Origin of the sequence: Marinimicrobium agarilyticum DSM 16975, assembly GCF_000423345.1 — a bacterium.
Classification (GTDB): Bacteria; Pseudomonadota; Gammaproteobacteria; order Pseudomonadales; family Cellvibrionaceae; genus Marinimicrobium; species Marinimicrobium agarilyticum.
Map to the genome: position 1 here is coordinate 90,163 of NZ_AUHU01000003.1, position 18,127 is coordinate 108,289.

15 protein-coding genes are annotated in these 18,127 nt (G+C 53.4%); 11 read left to right on the forward strand and 4 right to left on the reverse strand.

Features of this window, described 5'->3' with window-relative positions:
• The first annotated feature begins 295 nt into the window (after window positions 1-295).
• From G547_RS0100430 to G547_RS19370, 5 genes are all read left to right on the forward strand, one after another.
• Window positions 296-1,072 (forward strand): hypothetical protein, encoded by a 777-nt coding sequence (locus G547_RS0100430; protein ID WP_027328161.1) that lies wholly within the window; start codon window positions 296-298, stop codon window positions 1,070-1,072.
• 144 nt (window positions 1,073-1,216) lie between these two features.
• Window positions 1,217-3,835: a tetratricopeptide repeat protein gene (locus tag G547_RS0100435; protein ID WP_027328162.1), complete on the forward strand. Its 2,619-nt coding sequence runs from the start codon at window positions 1,217-1,219 to the stop codon at window positions 3,833-3,835.
• Window positions 3,836-4,107: 272 nt separating this feature from the next.
• Entirely contained in the window at window positions 4,108-4,899 is a 792-nt protein-coding gene (locus G547_RS0100440; protein ID WP_027328163.1) for a PEP-CTERM sorting domain-containing protein, read from the forward strand.
• Window positions 4,900-5,049: 150 nt separating this feature from the next.
• Window positions 5,050-6,501 (forward strand): exosortase/archaeosortase family protein, encoded by a 1,452-nt coding sequence (locus tag G547_RS0100445; RefSeq protein ID WP_027328164.1) that lies wholly within the window; start codon window positions 5,050-5,052, stop codon window positions 6,499-6,501.
• A 15-nt stretch (window positions 6,502-6,516) separates the two neighbouring features.
• A complete protein-coding gene (locus G547_RS19370) occupies window positions 6,517-7,263 on the forward strand; it encodes a sulfotransferase family protein (RefSeq protein ID WP_157209733.1) in 747 nt (248 codons plus the stop codon).
• Window position 7,264: 1 nt separating this feature from the next.
• Here G547_RS19370 and G547_RS0100455 read toward each other — a convergent pair whose 3' ends face one another.
• Both G547_RS0100455 and G547_RS0100460 read right to left on the reverse strand, forming a co-directional pair.
• Window positions 7,265-8,434 (reverse strand): DegT/DnrJ/EryC1/StrS family aminotransferase, encoded by a 1,170-nt coding sequence (locus tag G547_RS0100455; RefSeq protein ID WP_027328165.1) that lies wholly within the window; start codon window positions 8,432-8,434, stop codon window positions 7,265-7,267.
• Window positions 8,413-9,552 carry a glycosyltransferase family 2 protein gene (locus G547_RS0100460; protein ID WP_027328166.1) on the reverse strand — a complete coding sequence of 380 codons (1,140 nt, stop codon included), beginning with the start codon at window positions 9,550-9,552 and terminating at the stop codon, window positions 8,413-8,415. The genes G547_RS0100455 and G547_RS0100460 overlap by 22 nt, the downstream gene beginning before the upstream one ends.
• An 86-nt stretch (window positions 9,553-9,638) precedes the next feature.
• Between G547_RS0100460 and G547_RS0100465 the strand changes: the two genes are divergently transcribed.
• A complete protein-coding gene (locus tag G547_RS0100465; RefSeq protein ID WP_027328167.1) occupies window positions 9,639-10,727 on the forward strand; it encodes a glycosyltransferase in 1,089 nt (362 codons plus the stop codon).
• 40 nt (window positions 10,728-10,767) lie between these two features.
• Entirely contained in the window at window positions 10,768-11,661 is an 894-nt protein-coding gene (locus G547_RS0100470; protein ID WP_027328168.1) for a glycosyltransferase family 2 protein, read from the forward strand.
• Window positions 11,662-11,670: 9 nt separating this feature from the next.
• Here G547_RS0100470 and G547_RS0100475 read toward each other — a convergent pair whose 3' ends face one another.
• Entirely contained in the window at window positions 11,671-12,405 is a 735-nt protein-coding gene (locus G547_RS0100475) for a sulfotransferase family protein (RefSeq protein ID WP_169449412.1), read from the reverse strand.
• Window positions 12,406-12,539: 134 nt separating this feature from the next.
• Window positions 12,540-13,382 carry a hypothetical protein gene (locus G547_RS0100480; protein ID WP_027328170.1) on the reverse strand — a complete coding sequence of 281 codons (843 nt, stop codon included), beginning with the start codon at window positions 13,380-13,382 and terminating at the stop codon, window positions 12,540-12,542.
• An 83-nt stretch (window positions 13,383-13,465) separates the two neighbouring features.
• Here G547_RS0100480 and G547_RS19375 point away from each other — a divergent pair, with 83 nt between their 5' ends.
• Genes G547_RS19375 through G547_RS0100500 form a run of 4 tightly spaced genes read left to right on the forward strand, consistent with a single transcriptional unit; the run spans window position 13,466 to window position 18,076 of the window.
• The gene (locus G547_RS19375; RefSeq protein ID WP_051234507.1) at window positions 13,466-14,236 is read left to right on the forward strand and encodes a sulfotransferase family 2 domain-containing protein; all 771 of its coding nucleotides are present in this window, start codon (window positions 13,466-13,468) and stop codon (window positions 14,234-14,236) included.
• Entirely contained in the window at window positions 14,208-15,398 is a 1,191-nt protein-coding gene (locus G547_RS0100490) for a glycosyltransferase family 4 protein (protein WP_027328171.1), read from the forward strand. The genes G547_RS19375 and G547_RS0100490 overlap by 29 nt, the downstream gene beginning before the upstream one ends.
• On the forward strand, window positions 15,385-16,887 hold the full coding sequence (locus tag G547_RS0100495; protein WP_027328172.1) for a lipopolysaccharide biosynthesis protein: 1,503 nt from the start codon (window positions 15,385-15,387) through the stop codon (window positions 16,885-16,887). Before G547_RS0100490 ends, G547_RS0100495 begins: the two co-directional genes overlap by 14 nt.
• Window positions 16,880-18,076: a glycosyltransferase gene (locus tag G547_RS0100500; protein WP_027328173.1), complete on the forward strand. Its 1,197-nt coding sequence runs from the start codon at window positions 16,880-16,882 to the stop codon at window positions 18,074-18,076. The genes G547_RS0100495 and G547_RS0100500 overlap by 8 nt, the downstream gene beginning before the upstream one ends.
• Window positions 18,077-18,127 lie beyond the last annotated feature (51 nt).

An 18,127-nucleotide genomic window follows, 5' to 3' on the forward strand; every position in this document is an offset into this window, starting at 1 on the left:
GCACATTTTTCAATTTTCTTCCCTCCCCTGATCCACATAGTTCATCTCTTCCTGTACCCTTCAAAGCCGTTTCCGTCACCATGGGGAAAAGGCATATAACTCTTTAATCTAGCGCCATCTCCACATTACAAAAGTACTCGTCACATAATGTGCGTTATAGCGCAAAGAATATAAAAAAAGAGCCCTTTAGTAATGATTTTGAATATTCCCGGTGGTAAAAAGTGCGTAAGGATTTTCGACGGTAGGGAGTGGTAAACCACTTTTTCTATGGCCTTGGGGGCCGGGAACCGAACTCATGTCTTGTTTCATTGCGAATGCTTCATTGCTGGTGGCGGTGCGTCGCCTTTCTGTCTCTACTGTCGTGGCGCTGACCCTCTTGCTGGCCGCTTGTGGCGGCGGCGGTGGCTCAGAGAGTTCGCGTCTCGACAATAAAAGCCCGTATACGGAGAAGCCGTCGAGCGGAAACAGTACGGATGGGGGCACCTCGGGCGAGGGGGCCGGCGATGATGAGGCCGAACAGGACTCCGGTGCTGAAACCCCCGACTCAAATGCCGGTAACGATACTCCGGACACAGACCGCCCCGGTACAGAAACGCCCGATGAGAGCCCCGGCACCGACTCCGGGGAGAACGTGACCGGTGACAGCGGTGAAGACACCCCAAATCCTGACACATCTGAGCCCGATGCGGGCGATGACGCCGTCGTTGATGGCGGCGATGCCGAACCCGACACCGGCACGGACGAGCCTGATGCCGGTGAGGATTCCGGCTTGATAGAAGAGGTTGTATCGGAAGTCGACGGTGACGTACTTCTGCAGTGGTACCGTCCTCGATTTCGGGAAAACGGTGACCCCTTGGGTGATGATGAAATCGATGGTTACGAGTTGCGCTATCGCCAGTTGGGAGAAGAAGACTTTCAAACGGTGATTATTGAGGACGGTTGGGACGAAGAATATGAGCTTGGAAAGCTGGTAGGCAGCTATCAATTCTCGATTGCCGCTTATGATAACAATGGCCTCTACAGTGAATTTGTGAGCCTTTCCCCTGTGACTGGTTTGCTTGGTTCCCTCTAAAAACCGTCATTTCATGCCGGAGAGTGCACAGCTTCCGCTCTCCGGCCTCTCTGTCAAATTAACCGGCATGTTTTAACCACCGCGCCGGCGGCGTATACTTCAGCCAGATCCTCCCAATAAGGTCAATCAGCTGAAGGGACCGCCATGCAGACTCAGCTCCCCCGTTTAATCCTCACCCTCCTGATCGTGACCACCGCATTGGTCGGTTGCAGCCGGGAAGACAGCACACAACAGGCGCAGGACTACCTCAACCGAGCGGAAGCCTACCGTGATCAGGGTCAGTACCGCGCGGCCATGATCGAAATCACCAACGCCATGAACAGCGCGCCCAACGAGGTGCGTTATCCCATCGCGCTGGCGGAAGTGTACAACGCTCTCGGTGCCGGTCGACGAGCTTCCGAGTTGCTTGAAGAATACATTGACGAACACCCGGGAGCGGTTGCACTACCCCTGGCGGAAGCCTACCTGATGCAAGGGAAGTTCCTCTCGGCCCAAGAGACCCTCCAGAACTTTACCCCATCCTCGGCCGACGAATCCCGAGAGCTCGCCCTCTACCAAGCGGACATTCAACGAATACAGGGTAACCTAGAGGCCAGTGAACAGGCTTACCAGGCGTTGTTGGAAGAGTACCCGGAGGATATGGAGATCAAGCTGAGGCTGGTTGAAAATCACATCTTTCGCGGCCAGAGCGAGGCGGCGCAAGAGATTCTGACGCGTTTGCGTCAACAGCATCCCGAGGAGCCGGAGCCTCTGCATCTGAGCGCTATCGTCGCGCTCCAGACCAATGACCTCGCACGGGCTGAGCGGCTCCTGACGGACGCCCTGATCTATATGCCCGATGCCGATATCATGTTGCCGGATCGTGCAGCAGTGCTCCAGCTCTTGGCGGAGACACTGACTGCTCAGGGCCGCACCGCCGAAGCGTTGGTGTACCAGAAAGCGTTGGCTGAGGAGTCGCCCGAGTCAGTTGCCGCCCAGCAGCGGCTTCAGGAAGCGGTGGTGGCGGCGGAAGCCGGTGATTACGACAAGGCCGAGACCATACTCAAAGAGCTGTTGGAAGAGAATCCCGACAGCCAGTCCGCCGCGCTAATGCTCGGCATGGTGAGCCTGAGCCAGGGCGATTTCGACTCGGCCGAGCCGCTGCTGAGTCGCAGTGTCGACGTAGAAACAGCGAACACAGACGTTATCCGTGCCACGGTCATGGCTCAGGCGGAAACCGGTAATGCGGAGCAGGCTCTCCAAACCCTGCAGCGCTCGCTCAAGGCCCGGCCGGACAACGCGGTTCTGTTGTCGTTGTACGGGGTGCTGGCACTGAACACGCCCGAGCTGCAGCAGGAAGGGTACCTCAGCATTCAGAAGGCCCTGGCGCAGGACCCCCATCGCGGCGGGTTGCGCCTGGCACTGGCCCGCTACCATTTCCAGCGCGGTGAAGTCGAACAGGGCATGGCCCAGCTCAGGACAGCCTTCAACTATCAGCCGGCGGATTGGGCTGTCACCAACGTTTATATGAATCAGTTGTTGGCACGGGGCCAACTTGATGAAGTCGCAGAGGCGGTCGCCAAATTGAAGGAGGCCGCACCCAAAGCTCCCGAGACCGCCCTGTTCGAAGCGCAGTACCGCTTTCGTGATGGCAACCAACAAAATGCCATCCGCCAGATGGAAACTCTCCTGGCTACCGAGCCTGACTATGCCCGCGGCCATGGGGTATTGGCTCAGATGTACCACGAAAATGGCCAGTCAGCGAAAGCCCTGGCTTCGGTTGAGCGGGTGGTAGAGCTTGAGCCCCAGAATGACCAGGCTTTGAGGGCAGGCGTCGAAATCATTTCCAGTGGTAATCTGTCCCGGTCGCCTCAGGACTGGCTGGCCAGTGTGGCGAGCGCCACCCCTGCCGCGCGGCCCAATGCGACGGCCCTAAGAGCCATGCTCTACCGGGATGCCGGAAACCTGGAGCAGGCCAGCGAGTTGATGAGCGGCTATCGAGGTGAAGAGACCGACTACACCCGACAAGTTACCTCCCTGGTATATCGCGATCGGGCTCGCCAACTGGCGGGAGCCGGTGAATTCGATCGGGCTCGAGAGCTTTTAGGTGGGGCGCTTGAGGATTTCCCCACAAGCCTGACGCTGAACCTTGATTTAGTGCGGCTGGACCTTGCTCAGGGCCGCCTGGAGCAGGCCCGCGTCCTGCTGGACGACCTGCAAGAGCGTCACCCGGGAAATGCCGAAGTCGCCGTCATGAGTGCCCGAGTGACTCAAGCGGAAGAGGGCGCTGCGGCTGCCTACCGTGAACTGCGAGCCGCCTGGAACGAACAACCCGATAGTGAAATGGCGGGATTATTGCTCGCCTTGGCGCGGGAGCAGGCGCCCCAGGCCGTCCCCGAAATTCTACAGCAATGGGAGCGTGCGGCGCCCGAGAATCGTGGCCGCCTCCTCTTTATGGCGGAAGAGTACCAGCGCCAGGGTGATGAGGCAGCGGCCATTACCGCCTACGAGCGGCTTCTGGCAAACAACCCCAACGATGCCATCGCGCTGAACAACCTCGCCTGGATGTTGAAAGAGCGGGATCTTGATCGAGCACTGACGTTGGCTGAAAAAGCGGCTGAGCTGCAGCCCAATTCCGCCCCTATTCTGGATACTTACGGTTGGCTGCTGCACCTGAACGGCGATCGCTCTGCCGCTCTGCGTCAGTTGGAGCGTGCTGTGGAGCTGGCCCCAAACGTGCCCGATATCCAGGACAACCTGAATACCGTTCGAAACGCCAAGTAATGCCATAGGCCGGCGGAATGACCCGCCGGCTCCTTTCTCTTTTTCTTTCCCCGCTCACTCAGCCTGACGTCCCTCCGGAATACCTTTGAAATCTCGTCGGAAAAGCTTACATGAAACCCATTCATAGCTAGTCCGGAAAGCTATAACTCATTGAATATTAAGGGGAAACATCAGTTGGTCCGTCTGTTGCATATGGTAGGCCAAGGCTAGATACGTAACTTTGGCCTAAACGCGAGACTTACGAATCATCGTTTCCTCAAAGGACGGACATCATGAAAACTTTTGCGAAATCATTGCTTGCGGGTGGCATGCTGCTGGCCGCTGGCGCGGTTAACGCCGCCACTATCAACATCGGCATCAGCTACGATGCGAGCGCCGAATCTAACTTCCAGTCTCTGCTGAAGACGCCTTATGTAACTGAAGACTTCAACAACCTCGGCGTACAGGGCACTGGCGCTGCCAGCTACGCAGGTGGTGGCCAAGCTGGCCAGCAACTGTCTTGGGTAGATTCCAGCCCGACTTTCAATACCAACGTGGGTACCTTCACGCTGGTTGATGCCGGTCAGACTTTCACCCATGCGGACTTGGCTGCCGACGACGGCGATAACCTGAAGATCGAAAGTGACGCCACTGGCGAGTTCTCTCGTGACGTGTTGGGCGCCGACGGCGAACGCGACTTCTGGTTGGACAGTAACGATGCCAAGAAAGTCACTTGGGACTTCACCTCTGGTGGTGTGGTTGGTACCAACTACGACGCGTTCGGCTTCTATGTAGCGGACCCGTCTGACGTTGCTGCTCAGCTGACTCTGCACTTCTCAGATGGCACCTACTCTGATGCGTTGACCATTCCATTCGCACAAGCGAACGGTTCTGTTGGTTATGTAACGGTTAAGAGTGACATGTCTATCGTCGGTGGTACATTGACCTTCGATAACAGTGCCAGCAACGATGGTTGGGGCATTGACGACGTCACCGTAGGCAAGCTGCCAGAGCCGGGTACCCTTCTGCTGATGGGTCTGGGTCTGCTGGGCTTGGGCGCTGCACGTCGCAGAGCTGCCAAGTAAACGCTGAGTTCCAGTGTTTGAAAAAAGGGCCGGCATTCGCCGGCCCTTTTTTTGGCGGGGTGTTTTCATCGTCGTGAGCTAGTAAGCCGCGGGCGCATAACGTATCATCAAAAATAATGATTCATTAACGCATTAGTGGCCTGTCCCCGAATGGATATCGAGTCATCCCCCAACAAACGCATGATGACAACACAGCGGTACTTTCCGACGCTGATCGCTGGCCTGTGGATTATCTTCTTCAGCACAACCTTTTCCGACCTGTGGCAGCGCTGGGTTCAGTGGGATGGTGCGCTGGCCCACGGCATCCCGGTTATTGCCCTTTTTCTTGCCCTTCTGTGGAAAACTGGCCGGTGGCAGCGGCAGCACTGGTTTAAGCCAGCTCTGGAAGCGAGCCTTGCCGCTACCGCCCTTCTTGGCACATCGCTGCTTTGGTTCTTGGCCTACGCCGTCAACATTCAAATTATTGAACAGCTGCTTTTATTGCCAGCGTTGATATTTACTTACGCCTTGTTGTACGGCTGGAAAACCGTCTTCCATCATCGAATACTGCTCTTATTCCCGATTTTTGCCATTCCTATCTGGGGCAGTGTCAATGGCTTGCTGCTTAACGGCGCTAGCTTGGTTGTGGGGGAGCTCGTTCGGTTGTTCGAAATGCCAGCGCTGATTCAGGGCAATAGCATTTATATTCCTTATGGCCATATCCTGATTGCCGATGGATGTTCGGGGTTGCGCTATTTCGTCATTGCCTTGACCTTGGCCTATCTGATCGGGTACCTGAATGGCTATCGGGAGCCGAAGCTGCTTTTAACGATGGCGATTGCCGCAACTCTGGGGCTGATTACCAACTGGATCCGCATTTTCGTCTTGATCGTCATCGGTTATCACACGCGCATGGAAAGTAGCTTGATGACGGATCATGAGCTCTTCGGGTGGGTACTTTTCGGGGCTATATGTTTACCTGCTATCTACCTGGCACCGGTACACCGCTACGACAACGCAAGGCCCCTGGCAGGGAAAAGCTCCGGAGCGCTCTCTTTGGCACCCACTTTTGCGGCTATCGGGGCCATGGCGCTTGGCCCCCTGTTCGGGCTCTTCCTGAACTGGTCGTTCGGAGCCGTTGCCGCTCAAGACTCAAGCGCGCCGCCTTCTACTCCCCAAGCCGTTATGCCGGTGGCGGTGGCTGCTCCCAAAGGGGGTGAAACACAGATCGAGCGATTGAGGGAGAGTGTTTTTGTCCGCAAAGATGTTTACCACCGAAACTATCTCGACGAAAAGTTGGTTCCTTACCTGCCGCGCCTCTTCAATCACGAGGTGTGGTTGAAAGTCACAGACGAGGTTCAGACGATTGGCGGTCATTCCGTTAGTTATCAAATCCTGTCGGAAAAGGCGGGCAACAAGCAGGTGGCTCAACTGCAGTGGTTCAGTGTCGGTGGCCACCTCACAGCCAGCCGAGTGGAAGCCAAGTTACTGCAGATTCCGGCAACCCTGCGAAGACAAAACACTTTCTCTATTATTACCCTACAAGTTCGCTGCCGCTCCTCCGATTGTGAACGCGCTCAAAAATTGCTGATCCAACAGGCTGAGCGTGAACTAAACTCTTAGAAATATGGGCACAGTATGCTGCATAAAGTTATGCGAAAAATCCGCCGCTGGAGTGGCCGGTTCAGGAAACGTGACCGAATATTTCTGCTGAGCCACATGCGAGCGAACACCAGCCTGTTTGGCCACCTTCTTGGTAGCAACCCTGGCATAGAAGGGTACTACGAGCTTCACGAAAGCTATCAGCAACCACGCGATCTGGACCATACAAAGAAGAAGTATTATCGTTCACATTGCCCAAAGGCGGGGGCGACCTACCTTTTCGATAAACTTTTGCACAGCCACCACACGTTGAACGCGAACCTGGTAGGCCCTGAAGACAAACTGGTTGTAATGATCCGGGAGCCTGGGCCCACGGTCAGGAGCATACTTAAGATCTTCGCCGATAAGCCCGATAGCCAGTGGGCCAATCAACAGGATGCGGAAAGCTACTACGTTGAGCGCCTGGAGGAACTCGCTCGCCTTTCCGATACTTTCAAAGGCAGGTACTTCTTCCTGAAATCTGAGGACTTGATCGTCGACACGGATCGCACGCTCCTGGCGTTATCCCGCTTCCTTGAGTTGGATACGCCAATCAGTGAGCGCTACGAGACATTTTCAAAAACCGGACGACGTGGCTTTGGAGACAGCTCCAATAACATCGGTTCCGGGAAAATTGTCAAAGAAAAAAATAATGATAGCCAGCGTGTGGAGGTAAGCTCAAGGTGCCATGACGCCTACAAAACCACACTCGAGCTCTTGGTTCGTAATGCCTATAACGCCTGACTTACTCAGTGGGCGTGACAACACTTTCAATGATCGCTACAGTCCGATCAATGTGGTGTTGTTTAACTCCCTCATGTAGCGGCAGCGTCAAGAAACGCTGGGCGAAGGAAGCCGCGTTGGTTTTCCCCCCCGCCTTTCGCAGGCGATCGGTGAGCACTCCGTCTACACGATCAATGGTGTCGCCGTAGAGTTTGGTCGACCCCAGCCCTTCCTCATTCAGCTTCTGGATCAACGTATCCCGCGTTTTCTGGCTCTCGACCAACAGAGGGTAGCGAAGCAGGCGCTCATTGCTGGCGTCAATCAAAGACGAAAGGGCGTTGATCGTCGATAAGCGGGTTCGATAACGCTTCTCTGCCACGCGCTCGTGAGACCAGTAGGTCTGAATGTTGGCGGTCAGGAGCTTGCTTTGTCCCGCAGGCAAGGCCCGAATGGCTAAATGTTCGTGATAGCGGGTTTCTCCCAGTTTGAATAAGGGGTTTCGGGCAAGCGCTTGATAGAGCGAGGGACGAAGCAGTGCGTTGTAAGCGGCACATTTACCATAGTAAAGGCAGCGTTTGGTGAAAGAGCTGGCCCGCCGGGCGGTCTCAAGCGGAGGGGAGGTGTTCGATACCATCAGTCCACCCCCCAGGAGGTTGACGGGTTTGCCGCGTCCAAAAGAAAACGTCTGGTAGTCTGAAGTGGTACGTTGCGCGCCAGGTCTGTTGGGGAACCATTGCGCGTTGTCTTCAATGATGGCCGTGAGCTTCGGGTTGACAATCCGGCGAATGGAATCGATGGATTCGGGGAGCCCCAAAAAATTGACGGCTATGATCGCTAGTGTGTTGTTGGAGAGTGCATTTTTTAGTGCTTTTTGATCGTAGTGACAGCTGTTCTGCGCCAGATCACAAATGACCGGCGTAAACCCGGCGTAAAAAGCCGCCGACACCAGATCGGGACAACAATAGGCCGGAATGATTACCTCGGGGGCAGGCACCGCCTGCCGACGGTGCCTGATATCCAGCAGCGCCAACGCCAGCGCTGACGTACCGGAATCCACCCAACTCAGCACTTTACCGGGAAACAGCGACTGGGCTGCACGCCGTTCCAGGGCCGGCCCGCCCTCCACTGAGAGCGCAATGCGGTTGCCCGTCGGAGGCAGAACGCCCCGGATCAGCGAGCGGACGGGGTCCACTTGGTCATCCTTTGGCCGGAGAGAAACTTGATGGACGACTCAAAAATCGCGACGTTCACCTGAACAAAGAAGTAAATGATCTTGATCAGGGAGGTGCTTCTCAGGTTTGGCAAGAAGTGGGCGGCGATCGCGATGCCATAGAACCCCAGTTGGACCCAAAGGGCCAAGGCATAAATGGCACCTTCGGTTGAAAGCGCTGCACTTGTCAAAAAAGTGCCAAGTAAGAACCAGGGCACCAACCAACGCATAATCTTGTGAGAAAACGTCTGGAACGCGAAACCACCGAGGGTAAACGGATTCAGCACTTCGGTATGGCGCGACAGGCCCACCATGCCGCGCAAAACTGTGCGGACCTTGCGCTGATACTCCTTTTGGGCGTCCTTCAGGTCTTTGTAGTAACCCAGCACATCGGAAGCGGTAACCGCCCGCTTGCCGGCCTTTGCGGTGTTAAGCGCAGTGTTGAAGTCACTGGGAGAGTGGATGTCCCAATCTTTACAAATGCTCTTGCGTGCGGCAAAGAACGAACCGCTTAAGCCAACCAGGCCGTAAAGGCGGGATTCAAGTCGGCGCAGCCACATTTCGTACTTCACATAGGCGCCTTCGCCGGCGACCTTACCATCCTGGCTGACGAAACGATCCTCACTGGATACCGCTCCAACGTCATCATCCTGAAAGTAACGCTCAAGCTTCATCAACGCATCATCGGGGATTTCCGTCGCGACATCGGAGAAGACCAGGATGTCGCCACTGGCAGATTCAATCGCCTCGCGTTGTGCGTTCTCTTTGCCCAGTCGCTCCGTGGCCCGTACAAGCTTCACGCCTTGGTCGGCGTATTCTTGCACAATGCGGTCCGTGCCGTCTTCAGAGCAGTCTGAAGCGACCACCAGCTCTAGCTTGTCGGCGGGGTACTTGAGGGCGAGCGTATTGAGGATCTTCTCCCGGATACGGCTCTCTTCGTTATAAGCCGTCACAATGACCGTCAGTTTATGGCTGGGCTCATCGCCATCAATGTCGAGTTTTTTGCCAAAAAATACATTGGCCAGACTGAGCAGTAGCGGGTAAATGAAGTAGCTAAAAACGGCTCCAAAAGCCAACAGCCAGAACCAGAACTCCAGCATGATTGCGTCTCCTTGATGGGCGGCAAGCGCCAAGTCACAATGTGGTATATTAACTGACGCTGCTAGGGACGTAAACGAGGCAACCAATGGCACCCGCCGATAAGAATTTGAGAGTGCTCCACGTCATTTCTGGGGATCTCTGGGCTGGCGCGGAAGTGCAGGCCTACACGCTGCTGAGCCAGATCCACTCGCGCTGTCATCTGAAAGTCATATTGATGAATGCCGGACGCCTTCACGAGGAGTGCCGGGCATTGGGCATAGATGTAGACGTTTTCAATGAGAACCAGTTCAACGGCGTTCAGTTGGTGTGGCGTCTTTATCAGACCATTCGTGCCTTTCGTCCTGACATCATTCACACTCACCGCCAGAAGGAAAACATCCTCGGAACCCTGGCGGGGCGGCTCGCAGGGTATAAAAGGAGTGTTCGAACCAGCCATGGGGCGCCCGAGTTCGAATCTAAAGGGCTTCGCAAGCTCAGGGTAAAGCTTGACCAGTGGATCGGTCGCCATTGGCAGTCGACCGTAATCGCGGTATCCGATGACCTGGCAAAGCAGCTCGAAAGTATCTACCCGCGGCGCCATATCACGGTCATTCACAACGGCATTGATGAGTCCCGGCTGGCCGAGCAGGCCGGACCTTCACCGTTTGAGCCAGGTTTCATTCATGTCGGTATTATCGGCCGGCTCGAGCCGGTAAAGCGGGTAGACCTGTTTCTGGAAGCGATTCCTTTAATCCTCAACAAAGCCAAAGAAACTGATTTCTGGTTCCATGTCATTGGCGACGGCAAGCGGCGAGCCGAACTGGAGGCAAAAGCTCAGGCCCTCGGCATCAGTGAACGGGTAACGTTTCACGGTCATCGCAGCGATATTCCCAGTTGCCTGGTCGGGCTCGACGTGTTGGTTATGTGCTCGGACCACGAGGGAACCCCGATGGTGGCACTGGAGTCACTGGCTCTGGGGACCGCAGTGGTGGCTCACAATGTGGGAGGCTTAACGGAAATGCTGGCCAGCCAACCGAACCTGTTGGTCGATGACCATAGCGCCGAGGGCTATGCTAACGCGACCGCGGCCGTGGTTCCTCGCCTTGACAGGCTGTGCGTGGCGCTTGAAAAGCGTTATACGGCGCGTCAGAATGCTCAGGCAACGCTGGCGTTATACCAACGCCTTTTGGACTGAACGCACTCATTCATAAGAGACTCTTCAAGGAAACCAAAGCATGACGGCACAGCTCGACGAGGAGACTCCCGTCGTTTCAGTGGTGATTCCCACCAACAACCGAAAAGACTGGGTGACTGAAGCGTTGGAGTCGGTCTTTAATCAGTCGTATACCAACTTTGAAGTCATCGTGGTGGACGACGGCTCGGAAGACGGAACCTCAGAGTACCTACGGGAACGATTTGGTGATCGTATTCGCCTGTTCAGAACAGAAGGAACCAATTGCCCGACGGCCAAAAACCACGGTGCCTCGCACGCTCGTGGCAAGTACTTGGCATTTCTGGATGACGACGACCGCTGGTACCCCGAGAAGCTGGCTAAGCAGGTTGCCTTTATGGAGGCAGCCAGCGCAGATGTGGCCATGGTGGGAAGCGCCTGTGATCATATGGATAAAGACGGGAACCCCTATTGGGAACCATCCTATCCGGAAGAGGAGCTGACCTACGAGAGCGCGTGTGTCAAACCCAAGTTGCCGGGGGCAAGTTCAGGTTGCTTGATTCGTACCGCCGTGTTCAAGGAGCTGGGCGGTTTCGACGTGGAGCTCACGCGCAACCAGGACCGCGAGCTGTGGATTCGGCTGACCCGCAAATATCGCGTCCCGATGCTGCAAGAGGTGTTATCCACAGTACGCATTCATGGCACTCAGCGGCGAGGGGTAAACACTGACACGATCCAAAGATGCCGCCTTGAAATCAACCGTCGTATTCCGGAGCGAGCTATTCGTCGCAAAGCGGACGGTTGGACATACTTCCACCTCTTTAACCTGAACTGGAAGCAGAAAAAACTAAAGGCTTTCGGCTTCCTGGTTCGCTCCTTCATGGCTTGGCCCGGACCGCTTCCGGTGCGTGAGAACCGGGTGAAAATGGCGCTTAGGCGAATTTTGGGGCGCGGGTAAGGCGCGTCCTTAATCCTTGGGTTCCAGTATGTCGTAACCATGGTGGCGCAGGCAGTCGCCCGCCACTTGGTTAACGGTGCGAACCTGTTCGGGACTCAGCCGGTCAATACTGACCTTGTTCAGATCTCTCACCGAATCGTTACGCTCGTGAATTTTAAAGGAGTCAGAATAAGCCGCTTCGGGGAAGGGCGGCAGCCCCAAAAACTCGGCGAGTCGGTTCAAGGTCGCTTTCGGATCAGCCGCCAGATCCTCATACTTCACCCAGGTGAAGTGCTTCAGGTGCTTGGCGTCGTCCTGAAGCACCTCGTTGCTTCGAGCCCATTGCCGGGCTGACCGGTCAATCGGCCATCCATCCTTAATGTGCTTGGGGTCACCCTTTCGGCTGATGCCTTCTGCCACGGCGTAACCGTTGCGCACCAAGCCAATAAAGTGGGCGTTTTCAAAATGCTTTTGAAACCACCTCGTGCGGGCGGCATTGGGGGGTGACTTTTCGAGCAGCACCTTCTTGGAGAGGTCCAGCCGCATCCCCCATTCTTTTTTCAACCTAAGTACGTCGGGTCCATCATCGTTCTCGGTCAAGCGGAACATATCCTCGCGATCGACCCACATTCTGGGCAAACCAATGTCGAAGTCCTTTACAAACTGGTCAGTAATAAAGTGCCCTTCGGTGGGAATGCCGGATATGTCCGGATGCCGAGACATGAGCTCAGACAGTAGCGTCGTGCCCGAGTTATAGCAGCCCACAATAAAAACCCACTTCTCGGGTTTCGGAACGGGAGTGAGTGCAATTCGGCACTCCCTCCAAATGCTACCCAAACTCTCTCTCAAAACCGAGCGAAACCGCGTGCCCTTCATAAACTGTGTCTCCGTAGGTGTGGCTAGGCCGGACTCGGCGGCTGATACCCAAAGTGTTGAATGATAAATGACTCGCGCTGATTGACCAGGGCAATCGTTTCGTCGTCGTAATAATGGTCGGCAGCTTTGCGTGTGGAGGTATTGGTTTTCTGGGTTTTACCCTGTTGGATAAACCGTTTGTGCTCCTCCGTCAGTGGGATATCCGCCAGCTCCAGCGCCTCAATCAGCTCGTCTTCCAGGGCCTCGTTTCGGACAATGGCGTTGGTGATGGCATTTTCTTCCCAGGCCGATTCGAGGTGGTCGGCTCGCGTTAGGGCAGGTGACCGGTAGAGCTCCTCCCGAAGCCGCGTAAATAATTTGAAAAAGCGGTAGGTCAAAACCCCGCTGTGATGAGATAGCGGACTGAACCCGTAGCCCTCTCCTATGTCGTAGCGACGGGCCGGGTCCATGATGAGCTTGAGCCAGGCCCTGAAACAGGCTGGGTCGCTACTGTCGCTATACGCCTCTCGCCAGGCGTTAACGGGCTTGCGTGCATCTGATACTATCTGTGTCAGGTACTCCGAGGGGGTAAGCCAGGTCTTGCCCATCTCCTTGTTGAGCTGGCGCCAGTAATAGGACCAGCCAAAGCGACGGGTCGCCTGGTGGTAGGCGCTGCCATTACCGTCGCAGCCAAAGCCCCAGAGGGAGACGTACCAGTCCCAGGGATTGCGGATGGACCCCAGGATAAAGCGATCGTACAGCTCGGGGGGAACCGCATTGTGTTTGCCCTCCTGGCGACCATCCAGAATGGTTCTCAAGCAGCGTCCGATGTGTGAACCGGCGGTCTTGTGAAGCTCAACAAAGACCAAAGGGTCAGAGATAAACATGAGCGGGTGGCATCCTTGATTGAGAGTAGAGTTGGCGTTGAATTTTCGTTAGTATACCCACCTTTGGAAGGGAGTCGAGTGTGATGTCCACGCTGCGAAAACTATACAGGCGCACGCTCTCAAATGAAAGTCGGTACTGGCTCTACAAGCTGCGGCATCCAAGGCAGTTTGAACACCTCAAAACCCGCGTCAACGAGCACCCGAAGGGCAACTTCTCCCTGAGAGGTTTCGCCGAGCGCGAGGCTATTTTTGTCCACATCACCAAGTCCGCAGGTACCTCGGTGGCGCTCAGCCTGTTTGGCGAACTCCCCTACCATTACACGGCGTGGCACTACCGCGTTATTTTCGGCCGGAAGGACTTCGAGCGGTTCTTCAAGTTTACCTTCGTGCGCAACCCGTGGGACCGTCTCTATTCCGCCTACCAGTACCTGAAAAACGGCGGTTGGGACGAAAAGGACAAGGCGTGGGCCCAGACCCATTGGTCCCACATTCAAAGCTTCGATCAGTTTGTGCTGGAGTGGTTGACGCCAGAGCGGCTGAGCAGCCACCTTCACCTGCGCCCGCAGAGCTACTTCCTAAAGGACAGCCGGGGCCAGTTGCTGATTGATTATCTTGGCTACTTCGAGCACATTGCTGAGGACTTTGCGGTCATCGCTCAGCGAGTAAACCCCTCGGCTACCCTGGCTCATACCAACGCTTCCAAGCGGGGAGATTACCGCGAGGTATACAGCCCGGAGACGATCCAGAAAGTCGGTGACCTGTATAGGGAAGATGTCGAGAGCTTCGGCTATGGCTTCGATAGCCTCAATCGACAGGAGGTGATTAATGGCAAACTGGTGGCGGCCCGTGGCTAAAAACCCTTTCGACAAGCCTGGCCTGCTACTGGTCGCCAACTGGGACTCTGACGTGGGCTACGCCTGGTGGTTGATGGAGAGCTATTGGGCAGCTCTGGCCGAGGACTACCAGGGGCAGATGACCAGCATCCTGGCGTACCCCAGTATCAGCAAGCTGCCTGACGTTATTGAAAAGGCGCCCATTTCCCCAATGGTTGTGGACTTCTCCCGCTTCAGCCCGGGGTTACTGAGGACGCAGCTCCGCTTTCTACGTCGGCATCGAGTTAAGGTGATGTACCTCTCCGACAGGGCCCCCCGGCATTGGTTTTACCTCCTCTATCGGCTGGCCGGCGTGCGTCGTATACTGGTTCACGATCATACGCCGGGCCTGAGAACCCGCCCCCAAGGCATAAAGCGATTGCTCAAGAAGCTGATGAACCGCATTCCCGCCTATACCGCCGATGCATGCATTGGTGCGACAGAGTACATCCGGGAACGCTTCGTTCGGGTTGGCTGTGTTCCCGAGCATAAATGCTTTGCGGCGGATAACGGTATCCCCCTGGAGCTGCCGGAGCTCCAAAACACCCATGAGCGTTTCGGCATCCCCAGTGACAGGAAAATCATCGTCACAGCGGCCAGAGCGAACCGCTACAAGGGCGCGGTGTTCGCGCTTGAGGCGTTGGCTCACATGAAGCGGTCGCAGTCGGCTGTGGGTTGGCACTACCTTTATCTTGGCGATGGTCCAGACCGAGACATGCTCCTGCAAACTGCGCGGAAGATGGGGCTAGAGAACGATGTAAGCTTTCCCGGAAGAGTCTCCGGCGTAACGGCCTTGTTGCCTCAAGCGGCCCTGGCACTCCATCCCTCAAGAGGAGAGGTGGGCTACTCTTTGTCCATTCTCGAATACATGCTCTGCGGGCTGCCGGTGGTTGTTCCCGATAACCCCTCCGTATGCGGTGCCACCGAAGATGGCAAAACCGGCGTCATTTATAGGGAAGGCGACGTTGAGGCGGCGGCGGAAGCTTTGGCAGGCCTTTTAAACAACGACGATGCCCGGAAGCGGATGGGGGAAGAAGCCCGCAAAACCGTCGAGACCCGCTTCTCCCTGACACAGACCCATCATAAACTGCTCGACATATTTCATCGAACGGTCCCAAAGGTGAACCGCCATGGCTCCGCCTAGAACTGGTAAAAAGCAAGCCGCTAAGCATATAGCTATCTACTCGGCAGGGTCAATTATAAGACAGTTGGCTGGCTTCATAATGTTGCCGGTTTATACATCCTATTTGACACCAGAAGACTACGGCGTGGTTGGCTTATTAATAGTGATGTTGGGCTTGTTCGAGTTACTGCTTGGCGCTAGGCTTACTCAAGCTGTGCCCAAATATTACTATGACACAGATGATCAAGTTGAGAAAAAAAGAATAATAACAACCGCGCTTTTCTTGACTTTAGCTATTAGCACAGTTTCCGCTTTGGTGGTGGCGGTTTTTGGTAGCGATATATCCAGTGTTATTTTCGGGACAGATAGATACGAAAGCCATGTTGAATTATATGGCCTCCTGCTTTTTACGGTCGCAATAGAATCATACGGCATTTGCTTTATAAGGTTGCAAGAGAGGCCATTCCTCTTCATAGCAAACTCGATTGGAAAGCTAGTTGTTCAGCTATCATTAAACATCTACTTTGTAGTGGTGTTAGAACTTGGTGCCATGGGGGTGGTGATATCTACAGTAATAGCCTCCAGTATATTTGGAATTGCGTTGCTGGTGTACATGGTGGCATACAATGGTTTTGGGTTTAAGCGCAATCTGTGTAAGAAATTTGTCGTGTTTTGTTGGCCTCTATGGTTGGCAGGTATCGCGGGACTATATATAGGATCTTCAAGTAGGTACTACCTCCGCATTTTGTCTGACTTGGGCCAAGTTGGTCTACTTGAGCTCGCCACGAAGTTCGGTGCGATACTCGGTGTATTAATCTGGAACCCCTTCTCCCAGTGGTGGCAAACAGAGAAATTTAAGCTTTATCGAACAAAAAACAACGGAAGAGATGTCTACCCCGTAGTGTTTGATGCGTTAGCTTGCGTTATGGTCCTGGCAGGATTTTGTATAGCCACTTTCAGCGAACCTTTAATACAGCTAATGTCTTCCAAAGAGTTTCATGAGGCGGCAAACGCTGTCCCTATGGCTCTTTATTCAGTAATGATGGGAGAAATGGCGTTATTCTTCTTCTTTAGTTTTATGGTAACGGAGAAAACCATAATTATAACATATATCAGATATGCTTCGGCAGTTGTGATGACATTGTTCTTCTTTTTATTGATACCAATAAGTGGATTTGTGGGGGCGGCTACGGCTCTATTCCTGACCAACACATTTGTATTCTTCTGCTCCTTTATTATAGCTAAAAGGGTTTGTGATTTAGGTATAAAGATAAGAGGTTACGTCTTTCTGTTAAGTATTTCGCTAGTATTGCTATATGCCGAAAGCGTTGTATCAAATTTAGGAAGTGGAATTTTTTACGCTCTTATTGTTAAGTCTATAATGAGTCTAATCTTAGGTGTTTGTATTTGTGGTTACATATATAAAAATCCAGAGCTAATGAAGATATTCTGGTCTGCAAGAACATTCATTATTCATTGGTTTAAAAATAGAGCTAGTAAAAATGTATAGGAAAAAGATTCTAATTATTATTCCGACGTTTCCTTACCCTGCGAGAAGAAACGGCGTCTCTATTAGATACTTTCCGATTATTGAACATCTTGGGAGGACGAACGATGTACATGTTGTATGTATCTGCAACAAGGCGTTTGATGAAATTTATATAAAAGAGCTTAAGAAGCATGTAAGTGATGTTTCAGTCTATGTTAGGGAAAAAGTGAACCCGAACATCGTTTCAAAGATGAAAAATAGAATTGCATCACTCGTTCCTGGCCGAAAGCCTTATTCGTTTAGATGCTACGACAATGAAAGAATAAAGGACTTTATTAGTAAGCGATGTGAGGGAATAGAGTTTGATTCTACCGTCTGTGTAACAACACAGTACTTCGACATCACAAAGCGTTCTGTAAACTCAAAAAAGTACTTTATTGACGGGATAGATTCGAGTTACCTGCATTATAAACGCAGGAGTGGGAAATCCATTCTTGAAAATATTGACACAAAGGCATTGGCGAGTTGGGAATCAAAATGTCTTCGTGTTGCCGAAGGTGCTTCATATGTCTCTCCGGTGGATAGAGATCAAATGCAGAGTATTGCTGGATCTAAGGCGAGCATAAAACTGATACCTAATGGCCTATATTTTGAAGACTATAAAGATGAGTCTATCGTAAATGATAAGTTTACATTAGGTTTTTTGGGGAACATGCAATATGATTCGAATATTCGAGCGGCGTTAGATTTGTATCATATTTTTTTGATTTTAAGGGAAAGGGGATTCAATTTAAAACTAAAAATAATAGGAAGGAGGCCGGTAGAAAATATCCGAAAGCTTGCCGAAGACAATGATGTAGAAGTGACTGGGAGTGTCAGTTCGATTTGGCCGCACATAAATGGTGTTGATGTTTTTGTTTTCCCTATGACAATTGGGAGCGGCCAGCAAAACAAATTACTTGAGGCGATGTATGCCTCCAAGCCGGTAGTGACAACATCGTTAGGTAATAGTGGAATAGGGGGGGAGTCCTTTAAGGATTTGGTGGTTGCAGACTCGGAAGAAGACATGGTTTCCGCTATAGCGAAAATATATAGCGATAACAATCTCATAAAAAAACTGCAAACTAACTCCAAAATTTTCGTTGAAGGCATGTACTCTTGGGAGCGTATTTTGAAAGAGCTAGATAGGTTTTGGCTTAGTTGCGACTAGGGGTGTAAGCGGTTATATGGCCATCGACATTCATCGTTAAGAAGGTTTTCG